Raw genomic sequence first — 23,140 nt, 5'->3', positions numbered from 1 at the left:
GCCATCAGGCCATGGCCGCAATCATGATGCTGCACCGCCGCGCCCTGCTGGGCGGCATGCTCGCCGCCCCCTTCCTGGGCCGCGCCGCGCGGGCGCAGCCCGGGCCCACGCCCATCCTGATGGTGCATGGCAATGGCGACCATGCGGCCCTGTGGCTCACCACCCTCTGGCGCTTCGAGGCGAATGGCTGGCCGCGCGAGCGGCTGATGGCGGTGAACATGCCAGACCCGCTGGCCCGCGCCGATGACGCCGTGCCACAGGCGAATCGCAGCTCGGCGGCCGAGCAGACCGAGCGCCTGGCCGTCTTCGTGGCCGAATTGCGCGCCCGCACCGGCGCGCCGCGCGTGGCGCTGATCGGCAATTCGCGCGGCGGCTATCCGATCCGGGATTTCGTGGTGCACCAGGGCGGCGCGGCGCAGGTCAGCCACGCCATTACCTGCGGCACGCCCAATCGCGGCGTCTTTGACTGGGAGTTCAGCGAAGGCAGCGAGTTCAACGGGCGCGGGCCCTTCCTCCGGCGCCTGAATGGCGGGGCCAGCGATGTGGTGGAGGGCACGGCCTTCCTCGCGCTGCGCTCCGACAATGACCTGTACGCCCAGCCCGATGGCCGCTTCGTGGGCCGCCCCGGCACGCCCACCGGCATCACGCAGGAGGGGCCCTCGCTGCGGGGCGCCACGAATATCCTGCTGCCCGGCCTGGATCATCGCGAGATCGCCTATCACTGGCGCGCCTTTCGCGAGCAGTTCCGCTTCATCGCGGCCAGCGAGCCCACGACGCTGACGGTGCCGGCCGAGCCGCGCCCCGTGCTGAACGGGCTGGTCACCAACCTCGTCGCCGGCGGCGCCACCAACCGCCCGGTCGCGGGTGCGGTGGTCGAAGTGTTTCGCACCGACCCAGCCTCCGGCGCCCGGCTGGGCGAGGCGATCCACCGGCGTGAAACCGGCGCCGATGGCGCCTGGGGGCCGGTCACGGTGCAAAGCGACTGGGCGCTGGAAATCATCCTGGCCGCGCCCGGCCACCCCATCGGGCATTATTTCCGGGCACCCTTCCCGCGCTCGACCGAGGTGCTGCACCTGCGCCCGCCCGCCCCCCTGCTGGAGGCGGATCGCGCGGCCGGCGCGCTGGTGCGCCTGACCCGGCCGCGCGGCTATTTTGGCTGGCCGCGCGATGTGGTGCTGCTGGATGGGCGCGAGGTGGCCGAGCGGCGCGAGGGTGTGGCGAGCATCGCCGTCGCCAATTTGCGCCTGCCGGCCGAGCGCGTCGGCAGCGCCATCCAGGGCCTGTTCAATGACCAGGTGGTGATGGGCCGGCCCGTCCCCCTGGCGGAGAACCGGATCACGCTGCTGGAAATGACCTGGTGACGCGCCGGGGCCAGGGCGAGCTGCCGCGGCAAGGGGCGCCTGGCCCCGCATCGGGCGGCGCATGGCCCGGCGCGCCGCGGCCTGCATCCATCGCGGCCTGCGATAGCCAGGCCGGCGCCCGGCGCCACCATGCGGCAGGGTCCGCGCCGTGATCCGCTGGGTGGTCTTCGATGTCGGCGGCGTGCTGGTGGATGAAGCCCGGCTGATCCGCGGCTGGGCCGGGGTGCTGGCCATGGCCGAGCAGGATTTCACCCTCGCACTCAAGGCCGGCATCGCCGCCGGCAAGGGCATCGGCGGCACGATTCGCGAGATCGCCCCCGAACTCGACATCAAGGCGCATCGCGCGCGGCTCAACGGGCTGGAAATCCCAGGCGAGGCAGATCTCTACCCCGATGTGCGCGCAAGCTTCGCGGCGCTGCGCGAGGCGGGGCTGAAGATTGGTGTCGCGGGCAACCAGCCCCATGGCGTGGCCGAGGCGCTGGGCGCGCTGGAATTGGGGGCGGATTTCATCGCGACCTCCCATCAATGGGGCGTCTCCAAGCCTGATCCGGATTTCTTCGCCAGGGTGCTGAAGGCCACGGGGACGGAGCCCGCGCGGATCGCCTATGTGGGGGACCGGCTGGATAATGACGTGGCGCCGGCGCGGGCGGCCGGGCTGCACCCGGTCTTCATCCCGCGCGGCATCTGGGGCGAGGTGCATGACGCCGAGGCCCGCGATGTCCGCCGTATCGAGTCCCTGCTGGAGTTGCGCGCATGCTTCGCCCAGCGCTGATCCTGCTGGCCATCATCCTCGCCGGGCCACTGCCGGCCCTGGCCGAAGGCTGCAACCCGCCGCAAGCGCTACGCTTCGCCCCGGGCAGCTCGGGCGGCGAGGCGAGGGGCGCCGTGCCGCCCGGCATGCCTGACTGCCTGACCGTGACCGCCCGCGCCGGCCAGGTGCTGGAGGCGAATATCAGCGGCAGCGGCCGCAACGCCGTGTTCCAGCTCTATCCGCCCGGCTGGCGGGTGCGGCGGGACCAGTTCGGCGGCGTGGATGTGAGCAACCAGATGCTGACGCCGCCGGATGCGAACAAGCTCCGCGTCACGCTGCCCGCCGATGGCACCTATCTCTTCGTGATCGGCGCCATCCGTGGCGGGACGGACTACACGCTGCGCGTGACGATCCGCTGAGCCGGGGCGCCGGCCTCACTGCTCCTTGTAGCGATAGCCGATGCCATAGAGCGTTTCGATCTGCGCGAATTCATCATCCTGCGCGCGGAACTTCTTGCGCACGCGCTTCACGTGGGAATCGATCGTCCGGTCATCCACGTAGATGTTCTCGCCATAGGCGGCATCAATCAGCTGGTCGCGGTTCTTCACGAGGCCGGGGCGCAGCGCCAGCGTCTTCACCAGCAGGAATTCGGTGACCGTCAGCTGCACCTGCTTTCCCTTCCAGGTGCAGGTGTGCTTCGTCTCATCCAGCGTCAGGTCGCCGCGCACCAGCAGCCCGCCGGCCACCACGCCATTGCTTTCCGCCTTCATCGCCTCGTTCCGGCGCAGCAGGGCGCGGATGCGCTCCAGTACCAGGCGCTGGCTGAAGGGCTTGGTGATGTAGTCATCGGCGCCGAGGCGCAGGCCCATCAGCTCATCCACCTCCTCATCCTTGGAGGTGAGGAAGATCACCGGCATGGCCGAGCGCGCGCGCAGCCTTTGCAGCAGCTCCATCCCGTCCATGCGCGGCATCTTGATGTCCAGCACGGCGAGATCGGCCGGCTTGGCCATCAGGCCCTGCAGCGCGCTTTCGCCATCGGTATAGGTACGGACGGTGTAGCCCTCCTGCTCCAGCGTCATGGAGAGCGAGGTGAGGATGTTGCGATCGTCATCCACGAGGGCGATGGTTTGCGGCATTTGGGCCTCCTTGAGGACGCTTATAGGCGCCGATGGTGGCACAAAACAGGCCGCCCCCGAAAAAGCCTTCGGGGGAAGGTTCCCGCCGCCCGGAGGACATCTCCGCTGGCGGCCGGAGGCCGCGTCTCACGCGCCGCTCATGCCCGAGGCCGGAGGGGCAGCAGGATATCCGTCAGCCATTCGGACGGCGGCAGGCTGCGGCAGTCATTCAGGTATTCCTCGAAGACCGGGTAAAGGCCCGGCTCCTCGCCCGATTGCGGCAGCCACTCGCCATAGAGCCGGTCATAGATGGCTTCCAGCTCCACATAGGGGCCCTGGTAGCGCAGCCGGGCGCAGCGCAGGGCGGGCAGTTCCACCACCTCCATCCCCGGCGCCAGCGGCGTGCCCGGCGGCACGGTCAGCGCCGCCTGGGAGCGCAGCTCGGCCTCCGGCACGCTGTGCGGGTCATCGGGGTAGATGCCGATGAAGCGCGTCTCGGCCGTGATCAGCCCGCGCGCGCCGGCCCAGGCGCTCAACTGGTCGAAGACCGGGCCCATGGCGTCGAAGGAGCCCCGATGCGGCAGTGCCGCCAGATGCATGGCGGGGGTTTGGACGATGATGATCTCCTGCATGCTCTCCTCCTCGGGGATGGCGGCGCCGATCGCCGTACGCGTGCGATAGGCGCCGGGCGAGATGCCCAGCGCCTCGCGGAAGGCTCGGGTGAAGGCGGCGACGGAGCCATAGCCCGCCTGGGCGGCGATCCGCGTGAGCGGCGCTTCGCTCTTGATCAGGGCGGCGGCCGCGCGGGAGAGGCGGATGCGCGCCAGCGTCTCGGCCGGCGTCTCCCCGGTGAGGGAGCGATAGGCGCGATGGAAATGCCAGGGCGAGAAGGCGGCGATATCGGCCAGCTCCTCCAGGCTCGGCGTGCGGTCGGGATGCGCTGCCAGATGCGCCATGGCGCGGGCGATGCGGGCAGAGTGATGGGTGAGGGTGCCGGTCTTGATCGGCATGCGGGGCTTATGCCGCAGGCCCGCTTGATCCGTCTTGCGAAGTTCAATCGGCGAAGTCGGGAGGCTCCGAAGTTGGGGCGGCCCTCTACCGCTCCATCTCGACGGCGATTTTTCCGGCCCGCACCGCGGCCTTCAGCGCGGCGTGGTCGCGCTCGGCCTGGTCGGCATAGGCGAGGGCGAAGTCCCCCATCGCGTCATCGAACTTGGCGCTGTTGCCGAGGTAGCCGCTGATGCTCCATGGATCGCCCGCCTTGGCATGGGCGCGGGCCAGCGCCCAGCCACACAGCTCGCCGTAGAGTTCCAGCATCTCGGCATCGAAGGTCTCGACCAGCGGGCTCAGCTTCACGTCGCGCAACTGGCGCACATAGAAATCCCGGCCGTGGCGTCCGGTGACCCAGCCCAGGAAGATGTCGGAGGCTGGCTGCATCAGCCGCTGGCCCATCACCACGCGCTGGCCGTGATGCTTGTAGGCGCTGGCCCCCGCATAGGGCTCCAGCACGGAGGCATTGGCCTGCTTGACCTGAAGGAACAGCGGATCGCCCGCAAGCGAGGTGAAGAGCAGCACCATGCAGAAGGTGCCGACACTGCCGATGCCCACCACCTTCATCGCGCCATCCGCCAATTCGTAGCGGTCGAACAGCACGCGCCGGTCCTCGGCCAGCGATTCGCGGTAGCGGCCGAGGGCTTCGGTGATCACCTCCATGTGGCGATCGCTGCCCTCCCCCGTCCAGTGAAACAGCAGGGGCGGCTCGTCCCGGATGCGGGCCCGGCCGCCACTTTCGTCCACGAGTTTGGGGAAGATCAATTCGGAACTGGTGCCCTCCGTCGCCTTGCCGATGCGCTTGCGCACGAAGTCCCGCCGTTCGGGCGGCAGCATGTCCAGCACATCATTCGCGTCAATCCGCGCATACCAGGTGTCGAGCACATCCATCCCGGCATAGTCGCGCATGCGCTTGCGGTAGGATTTGGCGCAGGCCATGGCGGCGTCACGCCCCACATCGTCGGAGAGATCATTGGAGCGCGCGGCGAGCACGAAAGAAGCGACCAGCCGCTTCACATCCCATTCCCAGGGGGCGGGGAGGGTTTCGTCCAGGTCATTGATGTCAAAGACCAGGCGCCGCTCGGGCGTCGCGAAGCCACCGAAATTCATCAGATGCGCGTCGCCGCAGGCCTGGACATGGATGCCCGTGCTGGGGGTGCTGGACAGATCCTTCGCCATGATGGCGGCCGAGCCGCGATAGAAGGTGAAGGGCGTCTGCAGCATGCGCCCGTAGCGGATGGGCACCAGCTCGGGCAGCCGCGTCTTGTCGGCGGCCTGCAGGATGGCGATGGCGTCGCCGCGCTTGGCTTGCAGCTTCCAGGGGGCATGGGCTGGGCGGGGCAGCTTGTCGCGCAGGGCCTTTCCGGCGGCGATGCGCTGCTCGGGGGTCGCTCTCTCCGGCAGGTGGTGCTTGTCCATGCGTGGGGTTCCCTTGCGCTGTTGGGTTATGTCAGCATGCGCGCCGCCGCCGCACCATGATCCGCATCAAACCGGGCCGGCTTGCCCGGTGGGAGAGGGGAGGCGAGGGCCCGCCCGCCTTGACGCAACCGATGGCAGCGTCAACTTATCGTGTATTCCCAACCTGCCGGTTCCCGGCCCGTCTCGCCGGAGTGAGCGAACATGGCACGCTCACCCCACAATGCGCTGGTGATGACCTTCGCCCTGGCGGGCTTCGCCTCGGCCTTCGCCACCCGGCTGACGGACCCGCTTGTCGCGGTGATCGCGCTGGATTTCGTGGCCGATCCGGCGCGGGTGGCGCTGCTCGCCAGCTGTTTTGCGCTGCCCTACGCGCTGGTGCAGCCGGTGCTGGGGCCGGTGGCGGATGCGTTGGGCAAGCGGCGCATCATCGCCTTTTCCCTGGCCTTTCAGGCGGTCTTTCTCATGGCCTCGGCGCTTGCCCCCAGCCTCTTGCTGCTGATGTTGCTGCGGGTGCTGACGGGGGCCGCGGGGGGCGGCATCTTCCCAACCACCCTCGCCCTGTTCGGGGACCGCGTGCCGCTGGCCGAGCGCCAGGTGGCGATCAGCCGCTTCCTGGCCTGCGCCATTGCCGGGCAGATGGTGGGCGGCGCCGTGGCCGGGCTGCTGGAGCCGCTGATCGGCTGGCGCGGCGTGCTGCTGCTCTGCGGCGGGCTCACCTTGCTCGCCATGGTGACGGTGCTGCGGGACCGCACGGCCGAACCGGTCGGCCGGCTGGATTTCGGCCAGGCCATCGCGCGTTATCGCTATCTGCTGACCCATCGCCCGGCGCTGACGCTGTTCTGGGCGGTCGGCATCGAGGGGCTGCTGGTGTTCGGCGGCTTCCCCTATTTCGCGAACCATCTGGCCGAGGCCGGGCTGGGCGGCACGCGGGAGGCAGGGCTGACGGTCGCGGCCTTCGGCGCGGGCGGGCTGCTCTACGCGGCACTTGCCCCGCTTCTGGTGGCGCGCCTCGGGTCGCGGCGGATGATGCGGCTGGGCGGCGGGCTTTCAGCCGCGGGTCTGGCCGGCATGGCGCTGGCGCCGCATTCCATCTGGTTCATCCTGGCGGGTGGGCTGCTCGGCCTCGGCTTCTTCATGCTGCACAACTCGCTGCAGACCCGGGTGACGGAGGTGGCGCCGCAATCCCGCGCCTCGGCCGTGGCGATGCATGCCTTTCACTTCTTCCTGGGCCAGGCGGCGGGGCCGCTGGTGATGGGCTGGGCCCGTGACGCGGTGGGTTTTCCGGCGGCCATGCTGGTGGCCTCGGGCGGCCTGGTGCTGTTGGGCGTCATCATGGGGCGCAAAAAGAACGAAGCATGATCACGCTTCCGATTCGCGTTCGAAAATACCCATGAAATCAAACTGATGTTCCGAGTCGCGCGAACGAATCGGGACCACCGCCGATTCGCACGCCAACCACCACCCCTGGTAGTTCGCCTCCGATTCGCACCACCAGGGCGTTCTTGCTTCGTGCGAAACGCCCCTCCCGATTCGCCCTCGCTCCCGATTTGGGCATGATGGCGGGCATGATTCGTGGGGGCCGAGGGCGATGAAACAGGCGATGGGCAAGCTGCCCCTCTGGAGCTGGGCCATCCCGCTGCTGGGGCTGGCGCTGTTGCTGGTCTGGGGCGCTTCGGCGCCCTCCCTGCTGGTTGCCGCGGGGCTGCTCGGCGCGGTCTTCGCCGCCGTCCATCACGCCGAGACGGTCGCGCAGCGGCTGGGCGAGCCCTTTGGCACGCTGATCCTCGCCCTCTCCGTCACCGTGCTGGAGGCGGGGATGATCGTCTCCATCATGCTGGGCGGCGAGAGCCCGACCGTGGCGCGGGATAGCATCTTCGCCGCCCTCATGATCGCGCTGAACGGGATTCTCGGCCTTTGCCTGGTGCTGGGGGGCGTGCGGCATTTCGCGCAGAGCTTCCGGCCCATCGCCGCCAATGCGCTGCTCGTGGTGCTGATGCCGCTGGCGGTGCTGACACTTGTGCTGCCGAGCCACACGATCACGACGCCCGGGCCGGTCTTCAGCTCACCGCAGCTGATCTTCGTCTCGATCATTGCCTTGGCACTCTATGCGTTGTTTCTCTACGTGCAGCTGGTCCGGCACAAGGCGGATTTCATGGTGGATCATGGGCTGCATGGCGAGCCGCCGTCCCGCGCGGCGGCCTGGGTGGCCTTCGTGCTGCTGCTGGTGGCGCTGCTGGTGGTGATCCTGCTGGCCAAGAAGCTCTCGCCGGTGCTGGAAGCGGGGGTGGCCGCCATGGGCGCGCCGATGGCGGTGGTGGGCATCGTCATCGCCGCCATCGTCCTGCTGCCCGAGGGGATCACGGCGGTGAAGGCGGCGTCCAGGAACAACCTCCAGACCGCGCTGAACCTCTCGCTCGGATCCATCGTGGCCTGTGTCGGGCTGACCATCCCGGCGGTGGCGGGTGTCGCGCTGTATCTGGGCGAGCCGCTGCATCTGGGGCTCGATTCCTCGATGACGGTGCTGCTGGGCCTGACCTTCCTGCTGCTGGCCGTGACGCTGGGCAGCGGGCGGACCACCGTGCTGGAAGGCACCATGCACCTGGCGGTGTTCGTCACCTTCCTGGTGTTTTCCTTCCTGCCCTGAGCGCCGTCAGCCTCCCCCAGGGGCTTCAGCCCCGCGTGGCCCCCAGGGGCTTCAGCCCCGCGTGGCAAGAATGGCCGCCGCCAGATCCTCGCCCGCCCAGCCGACCGATTTGAACAGGGTGATCTGCCCGGGCGCGGTGCGGCCAGGATGCCGGCCGCGGCACAAATCGGCCAGTTCGGCCGCCACATCGGCCGCGGTGATGTGCCCCTCGGCGATGGCCTGAACCACATCCCCCGCCTCAGCGAGGGCACCGGCGCGGGTATCCACCACGACCAGCGCCCGCGCCAGGGCCGGGCCATCCACCTCGCGCAGATCCGCGCGATAGGCGCCCACCAGGTCCAGATGCGTGCCTGGCGAGAGATCGGCCCCCAGGACCAGCGGCGCGGCCGAGAGCGTGGCGGCGGAGATGATGTCGAAGCCCGCCGGCTCGGGCCGGGCCACGGCGCGGGCGGGGAGGCCATGCGCGACCAGCCGCGCGGCCAGAGCCGCCGCATTGGACGCATTGCGTGACCAGATGCCGATCTCGGTCAGCGGGAAGCTCGCCGCATAGGCCTCGGCCAGGGCAGCCGCGACGCGGCCGGAGCCCAGCAGCAGCAGCCGCGCCGATTCCGGCCGGGCCAGGAAGCGGGCGGCCAGCACCGATGTCGCGGCGGTGCGCCGATCGGTCAGCTCCCCCCCATCGAGCAGCGCGACGGGCTGGCCGGTGACGGCATCGGACAGCAGATAGGCCGCGTGCACGGCCGGCAGCCCCCGCGCGCCATTGCCGGGCGAGACATGAACGATCTTCACCCCCGAATGGGTGGCATTGGCGGCCGGCATCAGCAGCAGCGTGCCCGATTCCGGCAGCGGGTGGGCGTGGCGCAAAGGCGCCGCGCAGCCCGAGACGAAGATCGCCCGCAGCGCGTCGATCAGCTCCGGCCACGGCAGGCGGGCCGCAATTTCGGCCTTGTCAAGTTGCAGCACCGCATGGCTCCCCTCGAATGCGCGATTGATCCCGGACGCTTCCTAGCGCAGCATCCGCCGGTCAACGAGCGGCCCCTCCGGGCATCGCCAACACGTCTGGGAGTTTTCTGATGATGCCGATCCGGCGCAACCTGACCAGGACCATGGGCGCTTGCGCCATCGGCCTGGCGACCACCCTGTTCGCCGCGGCGCTGCCGGCCCAGGCGCAGGCCCCTGCCGCTGCACCCGCACCCGCGGCGGCACCCGTCGCCGCCAGCACGCTGGACGCCATCCGCGCCCGCGGCACGCTGGTCTGCGGTGTCGGCACCGGCCTTGCCGGCTTCGCCCTGCCCGACAGCCAGGGCAATTGGCGCGGCTTTGATGTGGATTATTGCCGCGCCATCGCCATCGCGCTGTTCAATGACCCGACCAAGGTGCGCTTCGTGCCCACCACCGCCCAGGTGCGCTTCACCGCGCTGCAATCCGGCGAAGTGGATATCCTGAGCCGCAACACCACCTTCACGCTCAGCCGTGACACCTCGCTCGGCTTCGATTTCGCGGCCATCAACTTCTATGACGGCCAGGGCTTCATGGTGAAGCGCAGTCTGAACGTCCAGAACGCCCGCCAGCTCGATGGCGCCACCATCTGCGTGCAGCCCGGCACCACGACCGAGCAGAACCTGGCCGACTGGGCGCGCGGCGCGCGCATCCAGATCCGCCCGGTCGTGATCGAGCGGCTGGAAGACAATATCGCCGCCTATAATGCCGGCCGCTGTGATGCCTACACGACCGACGTGTCCGGCCTCGCTGCCATTCGCGCCGCCCAGCAGACCCCCAATGACCACGTCATCCTGCCCGACGTGATCAGCAAGGAGCCGCTCGGCCCGCTGGTGCGCCATGGCGACCAGCGCTTCACGGACCTGGTGCGCTGGATCCATTTCGGCCTGATCAGCGCCGAGGAATTCGGCATCACCGCGGCCAACGCGCAGCAAATGCTGGCGAGCGACCCGCGCCCCGATGTGCAGCGCATCCTGGGCAAGACCAGCGAGCTTGGCCGCATGCTCGGCGTGGACAATGCCTGGATGCTCAACATCATCCGCGGCATCGGCAACTACGGCGAGATGTTCGAGCGCAACCTGACGCCGATCGGCCTGCAGCGGGGCCGCAACGCGCTCTGGACCACTCCCGGGGGCCTGCAATACGCGCCGCCCTTCCGCTGAACGACTGGCGTGAATCCGACCCATCCCCGGGGCAGATTGCCCAGGGGGTGGGCAGGATGCCCTTCCACCCCGGCAGGGTGGCGATTCATTTGTGTTTCAGAGAGCCCATGATCTGACACACTCTGCCAGAGCATAACGGCTTCAATATCACCGGGCGGCCCGCGCAGGGCAGCCCGGGCCCGACCAGGCGGAACACCGCACCGGGCCAGGAACCAAGGGTAGGCCATACATGTCCGGCGTCACCGATCCCCGCCTGCTGCGCAAGGCGCCCCCCAGGCCGCTCCGGCTCTCCTGGGCGGATGAGCGTTTCCGCAACATCATCTACCAGGTGGTCGTGGTCGGTGCCGTCGTCGCGGTGATCTACTGGCTGTGGTCCAACACGCGCTACAATCTGGAAGTGCGGCGGATCGCGACGGGGTGGGATTTCCTCTGGCGCGAGGCCGGCCTGCCGATCGGCGAGAGCCTGATCGAATACGACCCCTCCATGTCGTATTTCCGCGCCCTCCAGGTGGGGGTGCTGAACACGCTGAAGGTCGCCATCATCGGCATCGTGCTGGCGACCATCCTGGGCACGCTGCTGGGTGTGGCGCGGCTGTCGAAGAACTGGATGCTCAACAAATTCGCCGCCGCCTATGTCGAGATCGTGCGCGATCTTCCGCTGCTGCTGCAATTGCTGTTCTGGTACGCGCTGCTCCAGGGCCTGCCCGGGCCGCGCCAGGCCTTCAACCCGGTCGAGGGCGTGTTTCTCTCGAATCGCGGGCTGAAAGTGCCCTTCTTCGTCTGGGAGAGTGCCCATAGCTGGGCGCTGCTGGCCATGGTCGCCGGCGTGGTGGCCACCCTCCTCTATCGCCGCTCGGCGCGGGCCAGGCAGTTCCAGGATGGGCAGATCCGCGCCATCTGGCCGGCGGCGCTGGCCTTCATCATCGGGGCACCCCTGGCGGTCTGGGCCGCCATGGGGGCGCCCTTCACCCCCGATGTGCCGGCACTGCGCGGCTTCAACTTCCGCGGCGGCATCGACGTCAGCCCCGAATTCTTCGCCCTCCTGCTGGGCCTGACACTCTACACGGCCGGCTTCATCGCCGAGATCGTGCGTGCCGGCATCCAGGCGGTCAGCCAGGGCCAATGGGAAGCGGCCGAGGCGCTGGGCCTGCCGCGCGGGCGCGTGATGGGGCTGATCGTGCTGCCCCAGGCCATGCGCGTGATCATCCCGCCCATGACGAGCCAATTCCTGAACATCACCAAGAATTCCTCGCTGGCGGTGGCCATCGGCTACCAGGACATTGTCAGCATTGCGAATACCACGCTGAACCAGACCGGCCAGGCGATCGAGGGGATTGCCATCATCATGCTGGTCTATCTGACGATCAGCCTGAGCATTTCGCTGTTCATGAACTGGTACAATACCAAAATCGCGCTGGTGGAGAGGTAAGCAGCCATGAGCGACGTCACCGTGGGCACCACCCTGCATTCCTCCTCCGACACGCGCGGCGCGCCGGTCAGCCTGGTCGGCCCGATGGCCTGGATGCGGACCAACCTCTTTGCCAATTGGTGGTCCACCGCGATCACCCTGGCGCTGGGCTACCTGATCATCCGCACCGGCATCAGCTTCATTGACTGGGCCTTCATCAACGCGATCTGGACCGTCCCGGTCAGCCCGCAGGGCGTCGCCAACACCGAGGCCTGCCGCGAGGCCAAGGGCGTGGGCGCCTGCTGGGCCGTGATCCATGAGAAGCACCGCTTCATCCTCTTCGGCACCTATCCCTATGACGAGCATTGGCGGCCGCTGCTGGTCTGCTTCCTGTTCGTCGGCCTCTACATCGTCTCGGCCATGCGGCGCTTCTGGCGCTGGGAATTGGCGCTGATCTGGGCCGCCGTGCTGACCGCCATCGGCGTGCTGATGTGGGGCGGCGTGCTGGGCATGACCTTCGTGCCGCAGGAGCGCTGGGGTGGTTTGCCCATCACGCTGATCCTCGCCACCTTCGGGCTCGCCTTCGCCTTCCCGGTCGCGATCCTGGTCGCACTCGGCCGGCGGTCCAGCCTGCCGGCGATCAAGGCGCTCTGCGTGCTGTATGTCGAGCTGATCCGCGGCGTGCCGCTGATCTCGCTGCTCTTCATGGCGAGCGTGATGTTCCCGCTGTTCCTCCCGGAGGGGATGAACATCGACAAGCTGCTGCGCGCCCAGGTCGCCATCATCCTGTTCGCCGGGGCCTATCTGGCCGAGGTGGTGCGCGCGGGGCTCCAGGCCCTGCCCAAGGGTCAATATGAGGCGGCCGATGCGCTGGGGCTGAGCTACTGGAAAAAGACCGGCTTCATCATCCTGCCGCAGGCGCTGCGCCTGGTGATCCCGCCCTTGGTGAATACCTTCATCGGCTTCTTCAAGGACACCTCGCTGGTGCTGATCATCGGCATCTTCGACCTGCTGACGGCCGGCAAGACGGCGATCATCGAACCCGCCTGGCAGGGCTTCGGCGTCGAGGTTTACATCACGCTCGGGCTTATCTACTTCGTCTTCTGCTTCGCGATGTCCAAGTATAGTGCCGGCCTCGAAACGGAACTGAACAAGGGCCGCAGGCGATGAGTGTTTCCAACGCCCACCGGCGGCAAGACCGGAACGCCCCCCACAAGGCCCTCGCTCAACCCACCCCTTTCGCACATCCTGGGAGACCGGACCTTCATGTCGGCTGCTGAAACCCTCGCCTCCTCGGTCCGCGCCGACGCGCCGCCCGCCATCTCCCTCAAGGCCGTCAACAAGTGGTTCGGCGCGCTGCATGTGCTGCGCGACGTGAACCTGGATGTGGCCCTGGGCGAGCGTGTGGTGGTCTGCGGCCCCTCGGGCTCGGGCAAATCCACCCTGATCCGCTGCATCAACCGCCTGGAGGAACACCAGGAGGGGCAGATCATCGTGGACGGGATCGAACTCTCCAATGACCTGCGCAGCCTCGACGCGATCCGCCGCGAGGTCGGCATGGTGTTCCAGTCCTTCAACCTGTTCCCGCACCTCACCATCCTGGAAAACTGCACCCTGGCGCCGATCTGGGTCCGCAAGATGCCCAAGAAGGAGGCCGAGGAACTGGCGATGGAATACCTGACCCGGGTGCGTATCCCCGAGCAGGCGAGCAAGTATCCGGGCCAGCTTTCGGGCGGGCAGCAGCAGCGCGTGGCCATCGCCCGGGCGCTTTGCATGAAGCCCAAGATCATGCTCTTCGATGAGCCGACCTCGGCACTCGACCCCGAAATGATCAAGGAGGTGCTCGACACCATGGTCATGCTGGCCGAGACGGGCATGACGATGATCTGCGTGACCCACGAAATGGGCTTCGCCCGCACCGTGGCCGACCGCGTGATCTTCATGGATCGCGGCGAGATCGTGGAATCGGGCGAGCCGCAATCGCTGTTCAGCAACCCGCAGACCGAGCGGTTGCAGACCTTCCTCAGCCAGATCCTGCGCGGGCACTGACCGGCCCAGGGGGGTATCGGGGCGCAAGGCTGCCATGTGGCGCCGATGTTTGATATGGAGAGGGCGCGGGACTAAGGCTCCGCGCCCCCACTTCATGAGGCCTTCCGCGTGACCGCGCCCAGCAACAAGCTCACCGCCGCCTCGCTGCTCGGAGTCCTCGGCATCGTCTATGGCGATATCGGGACCTCACCGCTCTATGCGCTCCGCGCCGCCTTGCTGCATTTCGATGAGGGCGGCATCGAGGAGTGGGAAATCCTCGGCATTCTCTCGCTCATCTTCTGGGCGCTGATGCTGACGGTCACGCTGAAATACATCCTGATCATCCTGCGCGCGGATAACCGTGGCGAGGGCGGGATCATGGCGCTCATGGCCCTCGCCCAGCGCTCCGCCCAGACCCAGCGGGGGCGGCTGATCATCGCGATCATCGGCATCACCGGGGCCGCGCTGTTCTTCGGCGACGGCATGATCACACCGGCCATTTCCGTGCTCTCGGCGGTGGAGGGGCTGAAGGTCATCAACCCGGTCTTCGAGCATCTCGTGCTGCCGGTCACGCTGGTCGTGCTGATCGCGCTGTTCCTCGTGCAATATCGCGGCACGGGCAGCATCGGGGCGCTGTTCGGGCCGGTCTGCGCGCTCTGGTTCGGCGTGCTCGGGCTGCTCGGGTTGATCGAGGCGTTGCACAACCCGGCCGTCTTTGCCGCCCTCAACCCGATCTACGCCGTGCAATTCGCCGCCCACTACCACCTGGCCGCCTTCATCGCGATGGGGGCCGTGGTGCTGGCCGTGACGGGTGCGGAAGCGCTCTATGCCGATATGGGCCATTTCGGCCGCCGGCCCATCCAGGTCGCCTGGATCGCCTTCGTGCTGCCGGCGCTGGCGCTGAATTATTTTGGCCAGGGCGCGCTGCTGCTGCGCGATGCGAGCGCCATCGAGAATCCCTTCTACCTGCTGGCCCCCGAATGGTTCCGCCCCTTCCTGGTGGTGCTGGCGACGGCGGCCACCATCATCGCCTCCCAGGCGATGATCTCGGGCGCCTATTCCATCGCCCGGCAATGCGTGCAGCTGGGCTTCGCGCCGCGCCTCGATGTGCGCCATACGAGTGCGACCGAGGAGGGGCAGATCTACATGCCCCAGGTGAATTTCATCCTGCTCATCGGCGTGCTGATCCTGGTGCTGGAATTCAAGAACAGCGACAGCCTGGCCGCCGCCTATGGCCTGGCCGTCACCGGCACCTTCCTGTGCACCACGGTGCTCGCGCTGCTGGTCTTCCGCCGGCAATTCGGCTGGAATCCGGTGCTGGTGGCGGTGGTCTTCGTGCCGCTGCTGCTGCTCGATTTCTCCTATTTCGTGGCTTCCGCGCTGAAGATCCCCGAGGGCGGCTATGTCCCGGTCATCATCGGCCTCGCGGCCTTCCTGCTGATGTTCACCTGGTATCGCGGGCGGGAGCTGCTCTTTGCGCGCTTCCGGCAGGACAGTCTGCCGCTGAAATCCTTCCTGGCGCGGCTGCCCCAATCGCGCACCACGCGGGTGCCCGGCATGGCCGTCTTCATGACCGGCCAGGCCGACTACCTGCCCGGCGCCCTGCTGCACAACCTCAAGCACAACAAGGTGCTGCATGAGCGGGTGCTCTTCGTCACCGTCCTGAATGACGACATCCCGAGCGTGGGTCCCGAGCGCCGGGCCGAGGTGACGGATCTGGGCGGCGAAATCCATCGCGTCATCCTGCGCTACGGCTTCCAGGAAAGCCCCAATATCCCGCGCGAGCTGGAACGCCTGGCCCAGCAGGGGCTGATCGGCTTCGAGCCGATGCAGACCAGCTATTTCCTGGGGCGGGAGACCATCGTCGCCGCCGCCGTGCCCAAGATGGCGCGCTGGCAGCAATGGCTGTTCACCCTGCTCAGCCGCAATTCCGTCCCCGCGACCGAGTTCTTCAAGATCCCGTCCGACCGCGTGGTGGAGCTGGGTGTGCGCGTGGCGATCTGATGCTGCTGATCCTTCGCTCGCTGCTCTTCAACATCCTGTTCTTTGGCGTGGCCGGCACCCTGGCGGTGCTGGGCACGCCGCTGCTGCTCGGCCCCAAGCGGCTGCAGCGCCAAGCCATGCGCCAACTGGCCCGGCTGCTGGTCTGGATCATGGAGAAAACCTGCGGGATCGAAGTGCGGGTGACCGGGCGCGAGCACCTGCCTGCCACGGGCCCCGCGCTGATCGCCAGCAAGCATCAATCGGCCTTCGACACGATGGTCTGGTTCACCCTGGTGCCGGACGTCGCCTATGTCATGAAGCAGGAGCTGTTCCGCATTCCCGTCTATGGCGCCTTCGCGCGCCGCGCCGGCATGATCGGCGTGGACCGGGATGGCGGCGCCAAGGCGATGCGCCAGATGATGCGGGAGGCACAGACCTCGGCCCGCGAAGGCCGCCAGATCGTGATTTTTCCGGAAGGCACGCGCACCACCGCGGGCGAATTGAATGAATGGCATCCGGGCATCGTGGCGCTCGCCTCGGCCGTGAAGCTGCCGGTGATTCCGGTCGCCACCAATTCAGGGCGCTTCTGGGCGCGGCATCACTTCATCAAGCGGCCGGGCGTTCTGGTCATCAGCATCCTGCCGCCACTGCTGGATGTTCCGCGCGATGAATTGCTGGGGCGGCTGGAAGCTGTGATCGAGGCGGAGCAGCGCAAGCTGGATTGACGCCTCGCATGCGGCAATCCGCGCGATGGGATCGAGGGGCGAGCCCCCCGGCAGGAAACCCGTTTCCTGCACCTTCGTCAGTGGATTTTTGCCGCTGAAGAGCCAGGAAGCTTCCTGGCCATTCTCGCCACCCGCTAATCATTCGCCGCGCGAATGGCCTCGACCACCGCCGCCGTCACTTCGCTGGTCATCGCCGTGCCGCCGAGATCGGGCGTCAGCACGCCCTTGGCCGTCGCCATCTCGATGGCGCGCATGAGCCGGGCCGCGGCGGGCTTTTCGCCCAGATGCTCCAGCATCATGCAGGCGGTCCAGAAGGTTGCGATGGGGTTGGCCACACCCTTGCCCGTGATGTCGAAGGCCGAGCCATGGATCGGCTCGAACATCGAGGGCTTCTGCCGCGAGGGATCCAGATTGGCCGTGGGCGCCACCCCGAGCGAGCCGGCGAGAGCGCCGGCCAGGTCGCTCAGAATATCGGCATGCAGGTTGGTGGCCACCACCGTGTCGATGCTGCCAGGCTTGCGCACCATGCGCGCCGCCATGGCGTCCACCAGCTCCTTCTCCATGGTCACCTCCGGGAAATCGCGCGCGACATCGGCCGCCACCTCATCCCAGAAGACCATGCCGTGGCGCTGCGCGTTGGATTTGGTGACCACGGTCAGCAGCTTGCGCGGGCGTGAGGCGGCGATGGCGAAGGCGGTGCGCATGATGCGTTCCACGCCGACGCGGGTGAAGATGGAAGTCTCGGTGGCGATCTCGATGGCGTGACCGCGATGGGCGCGGCCGCCATGGCCGGCATATTCGCCCTCGCTGTTCTCGCGCACGATCACCCAGTCCAGCGCGCCGGGGGCCAGGCCGCGCAGCGGCGATTCCAGGCCGGGCAGCACGCGCGTGGGCCGGATATTCGCGTATTGGTCGAAGCCCTGGCAGATGGCCAGCCGCAGCCCCCAGAGGGTGAGGGAATCCGGCAGATGCGGATCGCCCACCGCGCCGAAATAGATGGCGTCGAAGCCTTCCAGCGTGGCGAGGCCATCTTCCGGCATCATGCGGCCGGTGGCGCGATAGAAATCGCTGCCCCAGGGGAATTCCTGCACCTCCAGCGTGAAATCGCCGGCGCGCTCGGCCAGTGCCCGCAGCACTTCGAGGCCGGCGGGGATGACTTCCTGGCCAATGCCATCCCCGGGGATGGCGGCGATCCTGTGGCTGCGCATGGCGTCTCTCCTTGGAATTCCTGCGCGCTGCCTTTCGCATGTTTGGGCGGATTTGCGCCAGCCGCCCTGGCCTTCCATGATGCGCGCATGAAGCCGTGGAATGATGCAAGCGCCGATGCCGCGCTGCGCGCCCTTTATGCCGCCGCCGTGCGCGCCGCTGATCCGCTGGCCGTGCTGGCCGCGCATCTGCCCGAACCACCCGCGCCGAAGGCCGAAGGCGGGGGGCGCGTCATCGTCGTGGGGGTCGGCAAGGCCGCGGCGAAGATGGCGCAGGCGGTGGAGGCTGCCTGGGCGCATGTGGAACTGACCGGCCTCGTCATCGCTCCGCATGGCGCGGGCCTGCCACTCACCCGCATCGCGCTGCGCTTCGGCAAGCACCCCACGCCCGATGCCGGGGGCGCTTCGGCCGCGGCCGACATGCTGGGCCTGCTGCAAGGGCTGACCGCGGATGATCTGGTGCTGGCGCTGATCTCGGGCGGGGGGTCCTCGCTCTCCACCTTGCCGGCGCCGGGGCTGTCGCTGGAGGATTTGATCGCCACCAACCAGGCGCTGCTCGACTCGGGGGCGGTGATCGGCGAGATGAACTGCATCCGCAAGCATCTCTCGGCCTTTTCCGGCGGGCGCCTCGCCGTCGCCGCCCATCCGGCCCGCGTGGTCACGCTGGCGATTTCCGACGTGCCGGGCGATGACCCCGAGGTGATCGCCTCCGGCCCCACGGTGGGCGACCCGACCAGCTTCGCCGAGGCGCGCGCCATCGTCGCGCGCTACGGCATGACCTTGCCCCCCGCCGTCGCCGCGCATCTGGCGGCGGGGGCGCAGGAATCCCCCAAGCCGGGCGATCCGCGCCTGGCTCATGCCGAACTGCGCATGATCGCCACCCCCATGATGGCGCTGCACGCCATGGCCGAGGCCGCGCGCGGGATGGGCCTCACGCCGCTCATCCTGGGCGATGCGCTGGAGGGCGAGGCGCGGCATGTCGGCACGGTGCTGGGGGGCATGGCGCGCAGCGTGGCCGCCCATGGCCTGCCCATCCCATCGCCCTGCGTGCTGCTTTCGGGCGGCGAGACGACGGTGACCATGGCCAAGGGCACGGCTGGGGCCGGCGGGCGGAACACGGAATGCCTGCTCTCCCTGGCGCTGACGCTGAATGGCGCGCCGGGCATCTGGGCGCTCTGCGCCGATACGGACGGAATTGACGGGAAATCCGAGGCGGCCGGCGCCATCGCCGGCCCCGGGACGCTGGCGGCGGCACGCGCCAGTGGCCTCGACCCCTATGCGCTGCTGGGTGCCCATCGCAGCCTGGAGGTCTTCGCGGCCAGCGGTGGCCTGGTCACCACCGGCCCGACGCTGACCAATGTGAATGATGTGCGGGCGATCCTGATCACTTAGCCAAAGTAAGCTACCAAAGCTTTACTCGCGTCGCGGCTTACCTTGTGTAAGCTAAGCCCATGCGCGACCCAGCCCTCGAAGACATCCTCGCCCGGCGTGGCGCCGTCACCCGCATTGCCACGGCCCTCAACATCTCCACCGCCGCTGTCAGCCAATGGAAGCGCGTCCCGCCGGACCGCGTGGCCGATGTCGCGCGCCTGTTCAACCTGGCGCCGGAACGCCTGGGCGCCCCCTCGGGCGCCCCGCCGGCCGCCTCACAAGGACTTTCCCGCATGGCCTCCCGCATTCCGCTGCGCCGGCACCGCCGCACCAAGATCATCGCCACGCTGGGCCCGGCCAGCGCCACGGTGGAGATGATCGAGAAGCTGTTCCGCCAGGGTGCAGACGTGTTCCGGCTCAATTTCAGCCATGGCAGCCACGAGGACCACGCCGAACGCATCCTGATGATCCGCGAGGTGGAGCGCAAAACCGGCCGCCCCATCGGCATCCTGGCCGATGTGCAGGGGCCCAAGCTGCGTGTCGGCAAATTCGCCGCCGGGCGCGTCCAGCTCACCACCGGGGCCCGCTTCCGCCTCGACCTCAACCCCACGCCGGGCGATGTGAAGCGCGTCCAGCTTCCCCACCCCGAGATCATCAACGCGGCGCGCATCGGCACCTCGCTGCTGCTGGATGACGGCAAGCTGAAGCTGCGCGTGGTCCGCCAGGTGGAGAATGACCATCTGGAAACCGAGGTGGTGGTGGGCGGCCCGCTCTCCGACCGCAAGGGCGTGAACGTGCCGGACGTGGCCCTGCCCATCCCGGCCCTGACCGAGAAGGACCGCGCCGACCTCGATTTCGTGCTGCCGCTGGGCGTCGAATATATCGGCCTGAGCTTCGTGCAGCGCGCCGAGGATGTGGCCGAGGCCAAGGCCATCGCCGCCGGCCGCGCCTGGATCATGGTGAAGATGGAAAAGCCCCAGGCGGTCGAGAACCTCGATGCCATCCTGGAGTTGTGCGACTGCGTGATGGTGGCGCGCGGCGATCTCGGCGTGGAAATGCCGACGGAGGAGGTGCCGCTGGTGCAGAAGCGCATCGTCCGCGCCGCCCGCCAGCTCGGCAAGCCCGTGGTGGTGGCGACGCAGATGCTGGAAAGCATGATCACCGCACCCTCACCCACGCGCGCCGAGGCGAGTGACGTCAGCAACGCCGTGTTCGAGGGGGCCGATGCGGTGATGCTCTCGGCCGAGACGGCGGCCGGGCAATATCCGCTGGAAGCCGTGAACATCATGGACCGGATCGTCGGCCGGGTGGAGCAGGATCCCGGCTGGCGCGCCCAGACCGACGCGAGCCGCCCCCCGCCCGAGGCGACCAGTGCCGGCGCCATCGCGGCGGCCGCGGCCCAGGTCGCGCGCACGGTGCATGCCCAGGTCATCGCCACCTTCACCAGCACCGCCTCCACCACCTTGCGCGTGGCCCGGGAGCGGCCGGATTGCCCGATCCTGGGGCTGACGCCCGCCCTGCAAGCGGCGCGGCGATTGGCCGTGGTCTGGGGGGTGCATCCGCTGGTGGTTCAGGATATCAACTCCATGACGGAAATGGTGGCGCGCGCCAGCCGGGCGGCCCAGCAGGAGGGCTTCGCCAAGCTGGGCGAAGAGGTGGTGGTGACGGCGGGCGTGCCCTTTGGCACGCCCGGCACCACCAATGCGCTGCGGGTGGCCACGGTGAAGTGAGCGCCAAGTGATGGAGAAGTGCCGGATGAAGCGTGTTGTTCTGGGCCTCGGCCTGATCCTGTGCATGGCCATGCCCGCCGCCGCGCAGCGCAGCGGCACATATGACATCACCGGCACCAATCCGGATGGCACGCCCTATATCGGCGTTTTGCAGCTGGATCAGATCGGCCTGCTCAGCTTCCGGCTGCAATGGACCATCGGCCCCGACGTGATCGAAGGTGTGGGCATGGTGAGCGGGCTGAGCTTCGCCACCGCCTTCAGCCTCGGCAATACGCCGAGCATGGGGGTTTATGAATTGCGGCCCAATGGCCAGCTGGTCGGCCAATGGACCACCATCGGCGCCTTCGCCGCCGGCCAGGAGACCGCGACGCCGCGGTAAAACACCACCCGTACGGACGGGCTGGTTGGAACGGATGAACCCTCCAGAACACGGATGGCCAAGAGCCTGTCCAGGGAGCCCTTGCGAAGGGACCAGTCTCTCGCACCGCCCGCCCCAGCGATGACCTTGCTGCGCTGATCCTGCTGCCCCCCAAGCGGGCGCCCAGGCATCCATCGGCCAGCCGCGACGTGCTTGCGCGTGATGCGCAGGGAAGGCCAGCCGCCGGCCGCCAATCCGGCGAGGTCAACCATTCGCCGCAGCGCCGCGCCATGGGGCCGCCCAGGCAACCCGCGGCGCAGTGCCGCGTTCGTCTGCCATCACCGGGGATCGTGCCGCTCGCCAGGGCTGGCGGTCCGACCCGCCGCTGTTTGTTGTCGCGGGCATCCCGTCCCGCCTGGACGATGTCGTCCGGGCGGCTGATGCCCTCAAGGAGCCACGCCATGAATCGCCGCCAGATCATCGCCCATCTGCCCATCCTCGCCGCGCTGCCGCTGCTGGCACGGCCCGCAGCCGCCGCCACGCGGCGCGAGATTGACGCCGAGGTCGCTTCCGCCGTCGAAACCCTGCGCGGGATGGACAATGCGCGTCCGCTCTTTGCCGCGGCGCATTCCATCCTGATCTTTCCGCGTATTCTGAGCGGCGGCTTCATCGTCGGCGGCCAGTATGGTGAGGGCGCGCTGCTGCGCGGCGGCGAGACACAGGGGCATTATCGCATCGCCGGCGCCAGCTTCGGCCTGCTGGCCGGGGCGCAGACCTCGGGCATCGCCATGTTCTTCATGACGGATGCGGCACTGACCGCGCTGATGGCCGCCGATGGCTGGGAAATCGGCACGGGCCCCTCCGTGGTTGCGCTGGACCAGGGCGTGCAGGCCAATGTCACGGCCACGACCCTGCGCGAGCCGGTCTATGCCATCACCTTCGGCCAGCGCGGCCTGATGGCGGCACTGGCCTTGAATGGCACGAAGATCACGCGCTTCCGGCCGGAGTGAACCGCGATCGCCCTGACGGCTTCGTCGGGGCGTGAATCGCTGGTTGGAGCGCTGCCGCGATCGCCCTGACGTCTTCGTCAGGGCGTGAATCGCTGGTTGGAACGCTCCCGCGATCGCCCTGACGGCTTCGTCAGGGCGTCACTTGCGAAGTTGCGCGATGCCGGGCGCGTCAGGTCAGTTTCGGCGCGACCCATTTCTGAAAGCCCGGACGCTCGCCCAGGCGGGCGAACCAGGCGGCGAGCCTGGGGAATTCGGGCATGCCCGGCACCCGCACTTCAGGCCCGAACCAGCGCCGCGCGAAGCAGCCCAGCACGATATCCGCGAGGGTAAAGTTTTCGCCCTCGATGAAGGGGCGCCCATCGCCGAGCCGGGCTTCAAGGATCGTCCAGCACTTGCCGCAATTCGCCACGGCGGCCCGGACGGCCTGCATGTCGCGCTTGTCTTCCGGGGTGCGGACCATGTTCCAGAACAGGTCCCGCTCGGCGGGCGACAGCGTCGAAAGCTGCCAGTCCAGCCAGCGATCCACGCTGGCCCGCGCGCCGGCTTCCTCGGGGTAGAGGCCACGGGCATCGCCGCCCACCATCATGCAGAGATAACGGCAGATGCTGTTGCTTTCCCAGAGTTCCACGCCGTTGTGCCGGAGCGAGGGGATGCGGCCATTGGGATTGAGTGCACGGTATCCGGGCGTATCCACTACACCATGCTCCATCCCCGCATCATAGCGCTGATAGGGCTGGCCCAGTTCCTCAAGCACCCACAGGGGTTTCCAGACGTTGGTGCTGTTCGCACGGCCGTAGAGCTCGATCATAATGCGTCCTCA

General features: G+C 68.3%; 21 protein-coding genes. 15 read left to right on the top strand and 6 right to left on the bottom strand.

The window, feature by feature from the left end:
• The first annotated feature begins 11 nt into the window (after positions 1–11).
• The 3 genes from LHU95_RS19740 to LHU95_RS19730 all read left to right on the top strand — a co-directional run bounded on the left by LHU95_RS19740 (position 12) and on the right by LHU95_RS19730 (position 2,531).
• Positions 12–1,361, top strand: coding sequence for a hydrolase (locus LHU95_RS19740; protein ID WP_248708663.1), 1,350 nt, complete (start codon positions 12–14; stop codon positions 1,359–1,361).
• A gap of 148 nt (positions 1,362–1,509) precedes the next feature.
• On the top strand, positions 1,510–2,133 hold the full coding sequence (locus LHU95_RS19735) for an HAD family hydrolase (protein ID WP_248708662.1): 624 nt from the start codon (positions 1,510–1,512) through the stop codon (positions 2,131–2,133).
• Positions 2,115–2,531, top strand: a complete 417-nt coding sequence (locus tag LHU95_RS19730) for a hypothetical protein (RefSeq protein ID WP_248708661.1) — start codon at positions 2,115–2,117, stop codon at positions 2,529–2,531. The genes LHU95_RS19735 and LHU95_RS19730 overlap by 19 nt, the downstream gene beginning before the upstream one ends.
• Before the next feature lie 15 nt (positions 2,532–2,546).
• Here the strand turns inward: LHU95_RS19730 and LHU95_RS19725 are convergent, their stop codons facing one another.
• The 3 genes from LHU95_RS19725 to LHU95_RS19715 form a co-directional block, all read right to left on the bottom strand.
• Entirely contained in the window at positions 2,547–3,248 is a 702-nt protein-coding gene (locus LHU95_RS19725; RefSeq protein WP_248708660.1) for a response regulator transcription factor, read from the bottom strand.
• Positions 3,249–3,385: 137 nt separating this feature from the next.
• Positions 3,386–4,237: an AraC family transcriptional regulator gene (locus LHU95_RS19720; protein WP_248708659.1), complete on the bottom strand. Its 852-nt coding sequence runs from the start codon at positions 4,235–4,237 to the stop codon at positions 3,386–3,388.
• An 85-nt stretch (positions 4,238–4,322) separates the two neighbouring features.
• Positions 4,323–5,696, bottom strand: coding sequence for a DUF2252 domain-containing protein (locus LHU95_RS19715; protein ID WP_248708658.1), 1,374 nt, complete (start codon positions 5,694–5,696; stop codon positions 4,323–4,325).
• A 201-nt stretch (positions 5,697–5,897) separates the two neighbouring features.
• Between LHU95_RS19715 and LHU95_RS19710 the strand changes: the two genes are divergently transcribed.
• Both LHU95_RS19710 and LHU95_RS19705 read left to right on the top strand, forming a co-directional pair.
• Positions 5,898–7,055, top strand: a complete 1,158-nt coding sequence (locus LHU95_RS19710) for an MFS transporter (RefSeq protein WP_248708657.1) — start codon at positions 5,898–5,900, stop codon at positions 7,053–7,055.
• Between the two features lie 241 nt (positions 7,056–7,296).
• Positions 7,297–8,340 carry a hypothetical protein gene (locus LHU95_RS19705; protein ID WP_248708656.1) on the top strand — a complete coding sequence of 348 codons (1,044 nt, stop codon included), beginning with the start codon at positions 7,297–7,299 and terminating at the stop codon, positions 8,338–8,340.
• A gap of 51 nt (positions 8,341–8,391) precedes the next feature.
• On the opposite strand, the gene LHU95_RS19700 is transcribed toward LHU95_RS19705, so the two are convergent.
• Positions 8,392–9,303 (bottom strand): ornithine cyclodeaminase family protein, encoded by a 912-nt coding sequence (locus LHU95_RS19700; RefSeq protein WP_248708655.1) that lies wholly within the window; start codon positions 9,301–9,303, stop codon positions 8,392–8,394.
• A gap of 110 nt (positions 9,304–9,413) precedes the next feature.
• Here LHU95_RS19700 and LHU95_RS19695 point away from each other — a divergent pair, with 110 nt between their 5' ends.
• The 6 genes from LHU95_RS19695 to LHU95_RS19670 all read left to right on the top strand — a co-directional run bounded on the left by LHU95_RS19695 (position 9,414) and on the right by LHU95_RS19670 (position 16,646).
• Positions 9,414–10,502 (top strand): amino acid ABC transporter substrate-binding protein, encoded by a 1,089-nt coding sequence (locus LHU95_RS19695; protein WP_248708654.1) that lies wholly within the window; start codon positions 9,414–9,416, stop codon positions 10,500–10,502.
• A gap of 229 nt (positions 10,503–10,731) precedes the next feature.
• The gene (locus LHU95_RS19690; protein ID WP_248708653.1) at positions 10,732–11,931 is read left to right on the top strand and encodes an amino acid ABC transporter permease; all 1,200 of its coding nucleotides are present in this window, start codon (positions 10,732–10,734) and stop codon (positions 11,929–11,931) included.
• Positions 11,932–11,937: 6 nt separating this feature from the next.
• Complete coding sequence (locus tag LHU95_RS19685; protein ID WP_248708652.1) at positions 11,938–13,080, top strand: amino acid ABC transporter permease; 1,143 nt, start codon at positions 11,938–11,940, stop codon at positions 13,078–13,080.
• Positions 13,081–13,176: 96 nt separating this feature from the next.
• Positions 13,177–13,959 carry an amino acid ABC transporter ATP-binding protein gene (locus LHU95_RS19680; RefSeq protein WP_248708651.1) on the top strand — a complete coding sequence of 261 codons (783 nt, stop codon included), beginning with the start codon at positions 13,177–13,179 and terminating at the stop codon, positions 13,957–13,959.
• Positions 13,960–14,067: 108 nt separating this feature from the next.
• A complete protein-coding gene (locus LHU95_RS19675; protein ID WP_248708650.1) occupies positions 14,068–15,942 on the top strand; it encodes a potassium transporter Kup in 1,875 nt (624 codons plus the stop codon).
• Entirely contained in the window at positions 15,942–16,646 is a 705-nt protein-coding gene (locus tag LHU95_RS19670; protein WP_248708649.1) for a lysophospholipid acyltransferase family protein, read from the top strand. Before LHU95_RS19675 ends, LHU95_RS19670 begins: the two co-directional genes overlap by 1 nt.
• A gap of 134 nt (positions 16,647–16,780) precedes the next feature.
• Here LHU95_RS19670 and LHU95_RS19665 read toward each other — a convergent pair whose 3' ends face one another.
• Positions 16,781–17,854: a tartrate dehydrogenase gene (locus LHU95_RS19665; RefSeq protein WP_248708648.1), complete on the bottom strand. Its 1,074-nt coding sequence runs from the start codon at positions 17,852–17,854 to the stop codon at positions 16,781–16,783.
• A gap of 87 nt (positions 17,855–17,941) precedes the next feature.
• On the opposite strand from LHU95_RS19665, the gene LHU95_RS19660 reads away from it, so the two are divergent.
• The 4 genes from LHU95_RS19660 (at position 17,942) to LHU95_RS19645 (ending at position 22,320) form a co-directional block, all read left to right on the top strand.
• A complete protein-coding gene (locus LHU95_RS19660) occupies positions 17,942–19,243 on the top strand; it encodes a glycerate kinase (protein ID WP_248708647.1) in 1,302 nt (433 codons plus the stop codon).
• Positions 19,244–19,302: 59 nt separating this feature from the next.
• Positions 19,303–20,952: a pyruvate kinase gene (gene pyk / locus LHU95_RS19655; protein WP_248708646.1), complete on the top strand. Its 1,650-nt coding sequence runs from the start codon at positions 19,303–19,305 to the stop codon at positions 20,950–20,952.
• 25 nt (positions 20,953–20,977) lie between these two features.
• The gene (locus LHU95_RS19650; protein WP_248708645.1) at positions 20,978–21,331 is read left to right on the top strand and encodes a hypothetical protein; all 354 of its coding nucleotides are present in this window, start codon (positions 20,978–20,980) and stop codon (positions 21,329–21,331) included.
• Between the two features lie 440 nt (positions 21,332–21,771).
• On the top strand, positions 21,772–22,320 hold the full coding sequence (locus LHU95_RS19645; RefSeq protein ID WP_248708644.1) for a lipid-binding SYLF domain-containing protein: 549 nt from the start codon (positions 21,772–21,774) through the stop codon (positions 22,318–22,320).
• A gap of 169 nt (positions 22,321–22,489) precedes the next feature.
• On the opposite strand, the gene LHU95_RS19640 is transcribed toward LHU95_RS19645, so the two are convergent.
• Positions 22,490–23,128, bottom strand: a complete 639-nt coding sequence (locus LHU95_RS19640) for a glutathione S-transferase family protein (protein ID WP_248708643.1) — start codon at positions 23,126–23,128, stop codon at positions 22,490–22,492.
• Positions 23,129–23,140: the final 12 nt, after the last annotated feature.

It is taken from the genome of Sediminicoccus sp. KRV36 (genome assembly GCF_023243115.1).
Lineage (GTDB): Bacteria > Pseudomonadota > Alphaproteobacteria > Acetobacterales > Acetobacteraceae > Roseococcus.
This window is presented reverse-complemented; position numbering and strand designations above follow the sequence as displayed.

What these genes read in the sequence shown, in the direction of transcription:
- LHU95_RS19740 (WP_248708663.1), top strand. Translation starts at nt 12, where the DNA reads ATGGCCGCAATCATGATGCTGCACCGCCGCGCCCTGCTGGGCGGCATG.
- LHU95_RS19730 (WP_248708661.1), top strand. Translation starts at nt 2,115, where the DNA reads ATGCTTCGCCCAGCGCTGATCCTGCTGGCCATCATCCTCGCCGGGCCA.
- LHU95_RS19725 (WP_248708660.1), bottom strand. Translation starts at nt 3,248, where the DNA reads ATGCCGCAAACCATCGCCCTCGTGGATGACGATCGCAACATCCTCACC.
- LHU95_RS19720 (WP_248708659.1), bottom strand. Translation starts at nt 4,237, where the DNA reads ATGCCGATCAAGACCGGCACCCTCACCCATCACTCTGCCCGCATCGCC.
- LHU95_RS19715 (WP_248708658.1), bottom strand. Translation starts at nt 5,696, where the DNA reads ATGGACAAGCACCACCTGCCGGAGAGAGCGACCCCCGAGCAGCGCATC.
- LHU95_RS19710 (WP_248708657.1), top strand. Translation starts at nt 5,898, where the DNA reads ATGGCACGCTCACCCCACAATGCGCTGGTGATGACCTTCGCCCTGGCG.
- LHU95_RS19705 (WP_248708656.1), top strand. Translation starts at nt 7,297, where the DNA reads ATGGGCAAGCTGCCCCTCTGGAGCTGGGCCATCCCGCTGCTGGGGCTG.
- LHU95_RS19695 (WP_248708654.1), top strand. Translation starts at nt 9,414, where the DNA reads ATGATGCCGATCCGGCGCAACCTGACCAGGACCATGGGCGCTTGCGCC.
- LHU95_RS19690 (WP_248708653.1), top strand. Translation starts at nt 10,732, where the DNA reads ATGTCCGGCGTCACCGATCCCCGCCTGCTGCGCAAGGCGCCCCCCAGG.
- LHU95_RS19685 (WP_248708652.1), top strand. Translation starts at nt 11,938, where the DNA reads ATGAGCGACGTCACCGTGGGCACCACCCTGCATTCCTCCTCCGACACG.
- LHU95_RS19680 (WP_248708651.1), top strand. Translation starts at nt 13,177, where the DNA reads ATGTCGGCTGCTGAAACCCTCGCCTCCTCGGTCCGCGCCGACGCGCCG.
- LHU95_RS19670 (WP_248708649.1), top strand. Translation starts at nt 15,942, where the DNA reads ATGCTGCTGATCCTTCGCTCGCTGCTCTTCAACATCCTGTTCTTTGGC.
- LHU95_RS19665 (WP_248708648.1), bottom strand. Translation starts at nt 17,854, where the DNA reads ATGCGCAGCCACAGGATCGCCGCCATCCCCGGGGATGGCATTGGCCAG.
- LHU95_RS19660 (WP_248708647.1), top strand. Translation starts at nt 17,942, where the DNA reads ATGAAGCCGTGGAATGATGCAAGCGCCGATGCCGCGCTGCGCGCCCTT.
- pyk (WP_248708646.1), top strand. Translation starts at nt 19,303, where the DNA reads ATGCGCGACCCAGCCCTCGAAGACATCCTCGCCCGGCGTGGCGCCGTC.
- LHU95_RS19650 (WP_248708645.1), top strand. Translation starts at nt 20,978, where the DNA reads ATGAAGCGTGTTGTTCTGGGCCTCGGCCTGATCCTGTGCATGGCCATG.
- LHU95_RS19645 (WP_248708644.1), top strand. Translation starts at nt 21,772, where the DNA reads ATGAATCGCCGCCAGATCATCGCCCATCTGCCCATCCTCGCCGCGCTG.
- LHU95_RS19640 (WP_248708643.1), bottom strand. Translation starts at nt 23,128, where the DNA reads ATGATCGAGCTCTACGGCCGTGCGAACAGCACCAACGTCTGGAAACCC.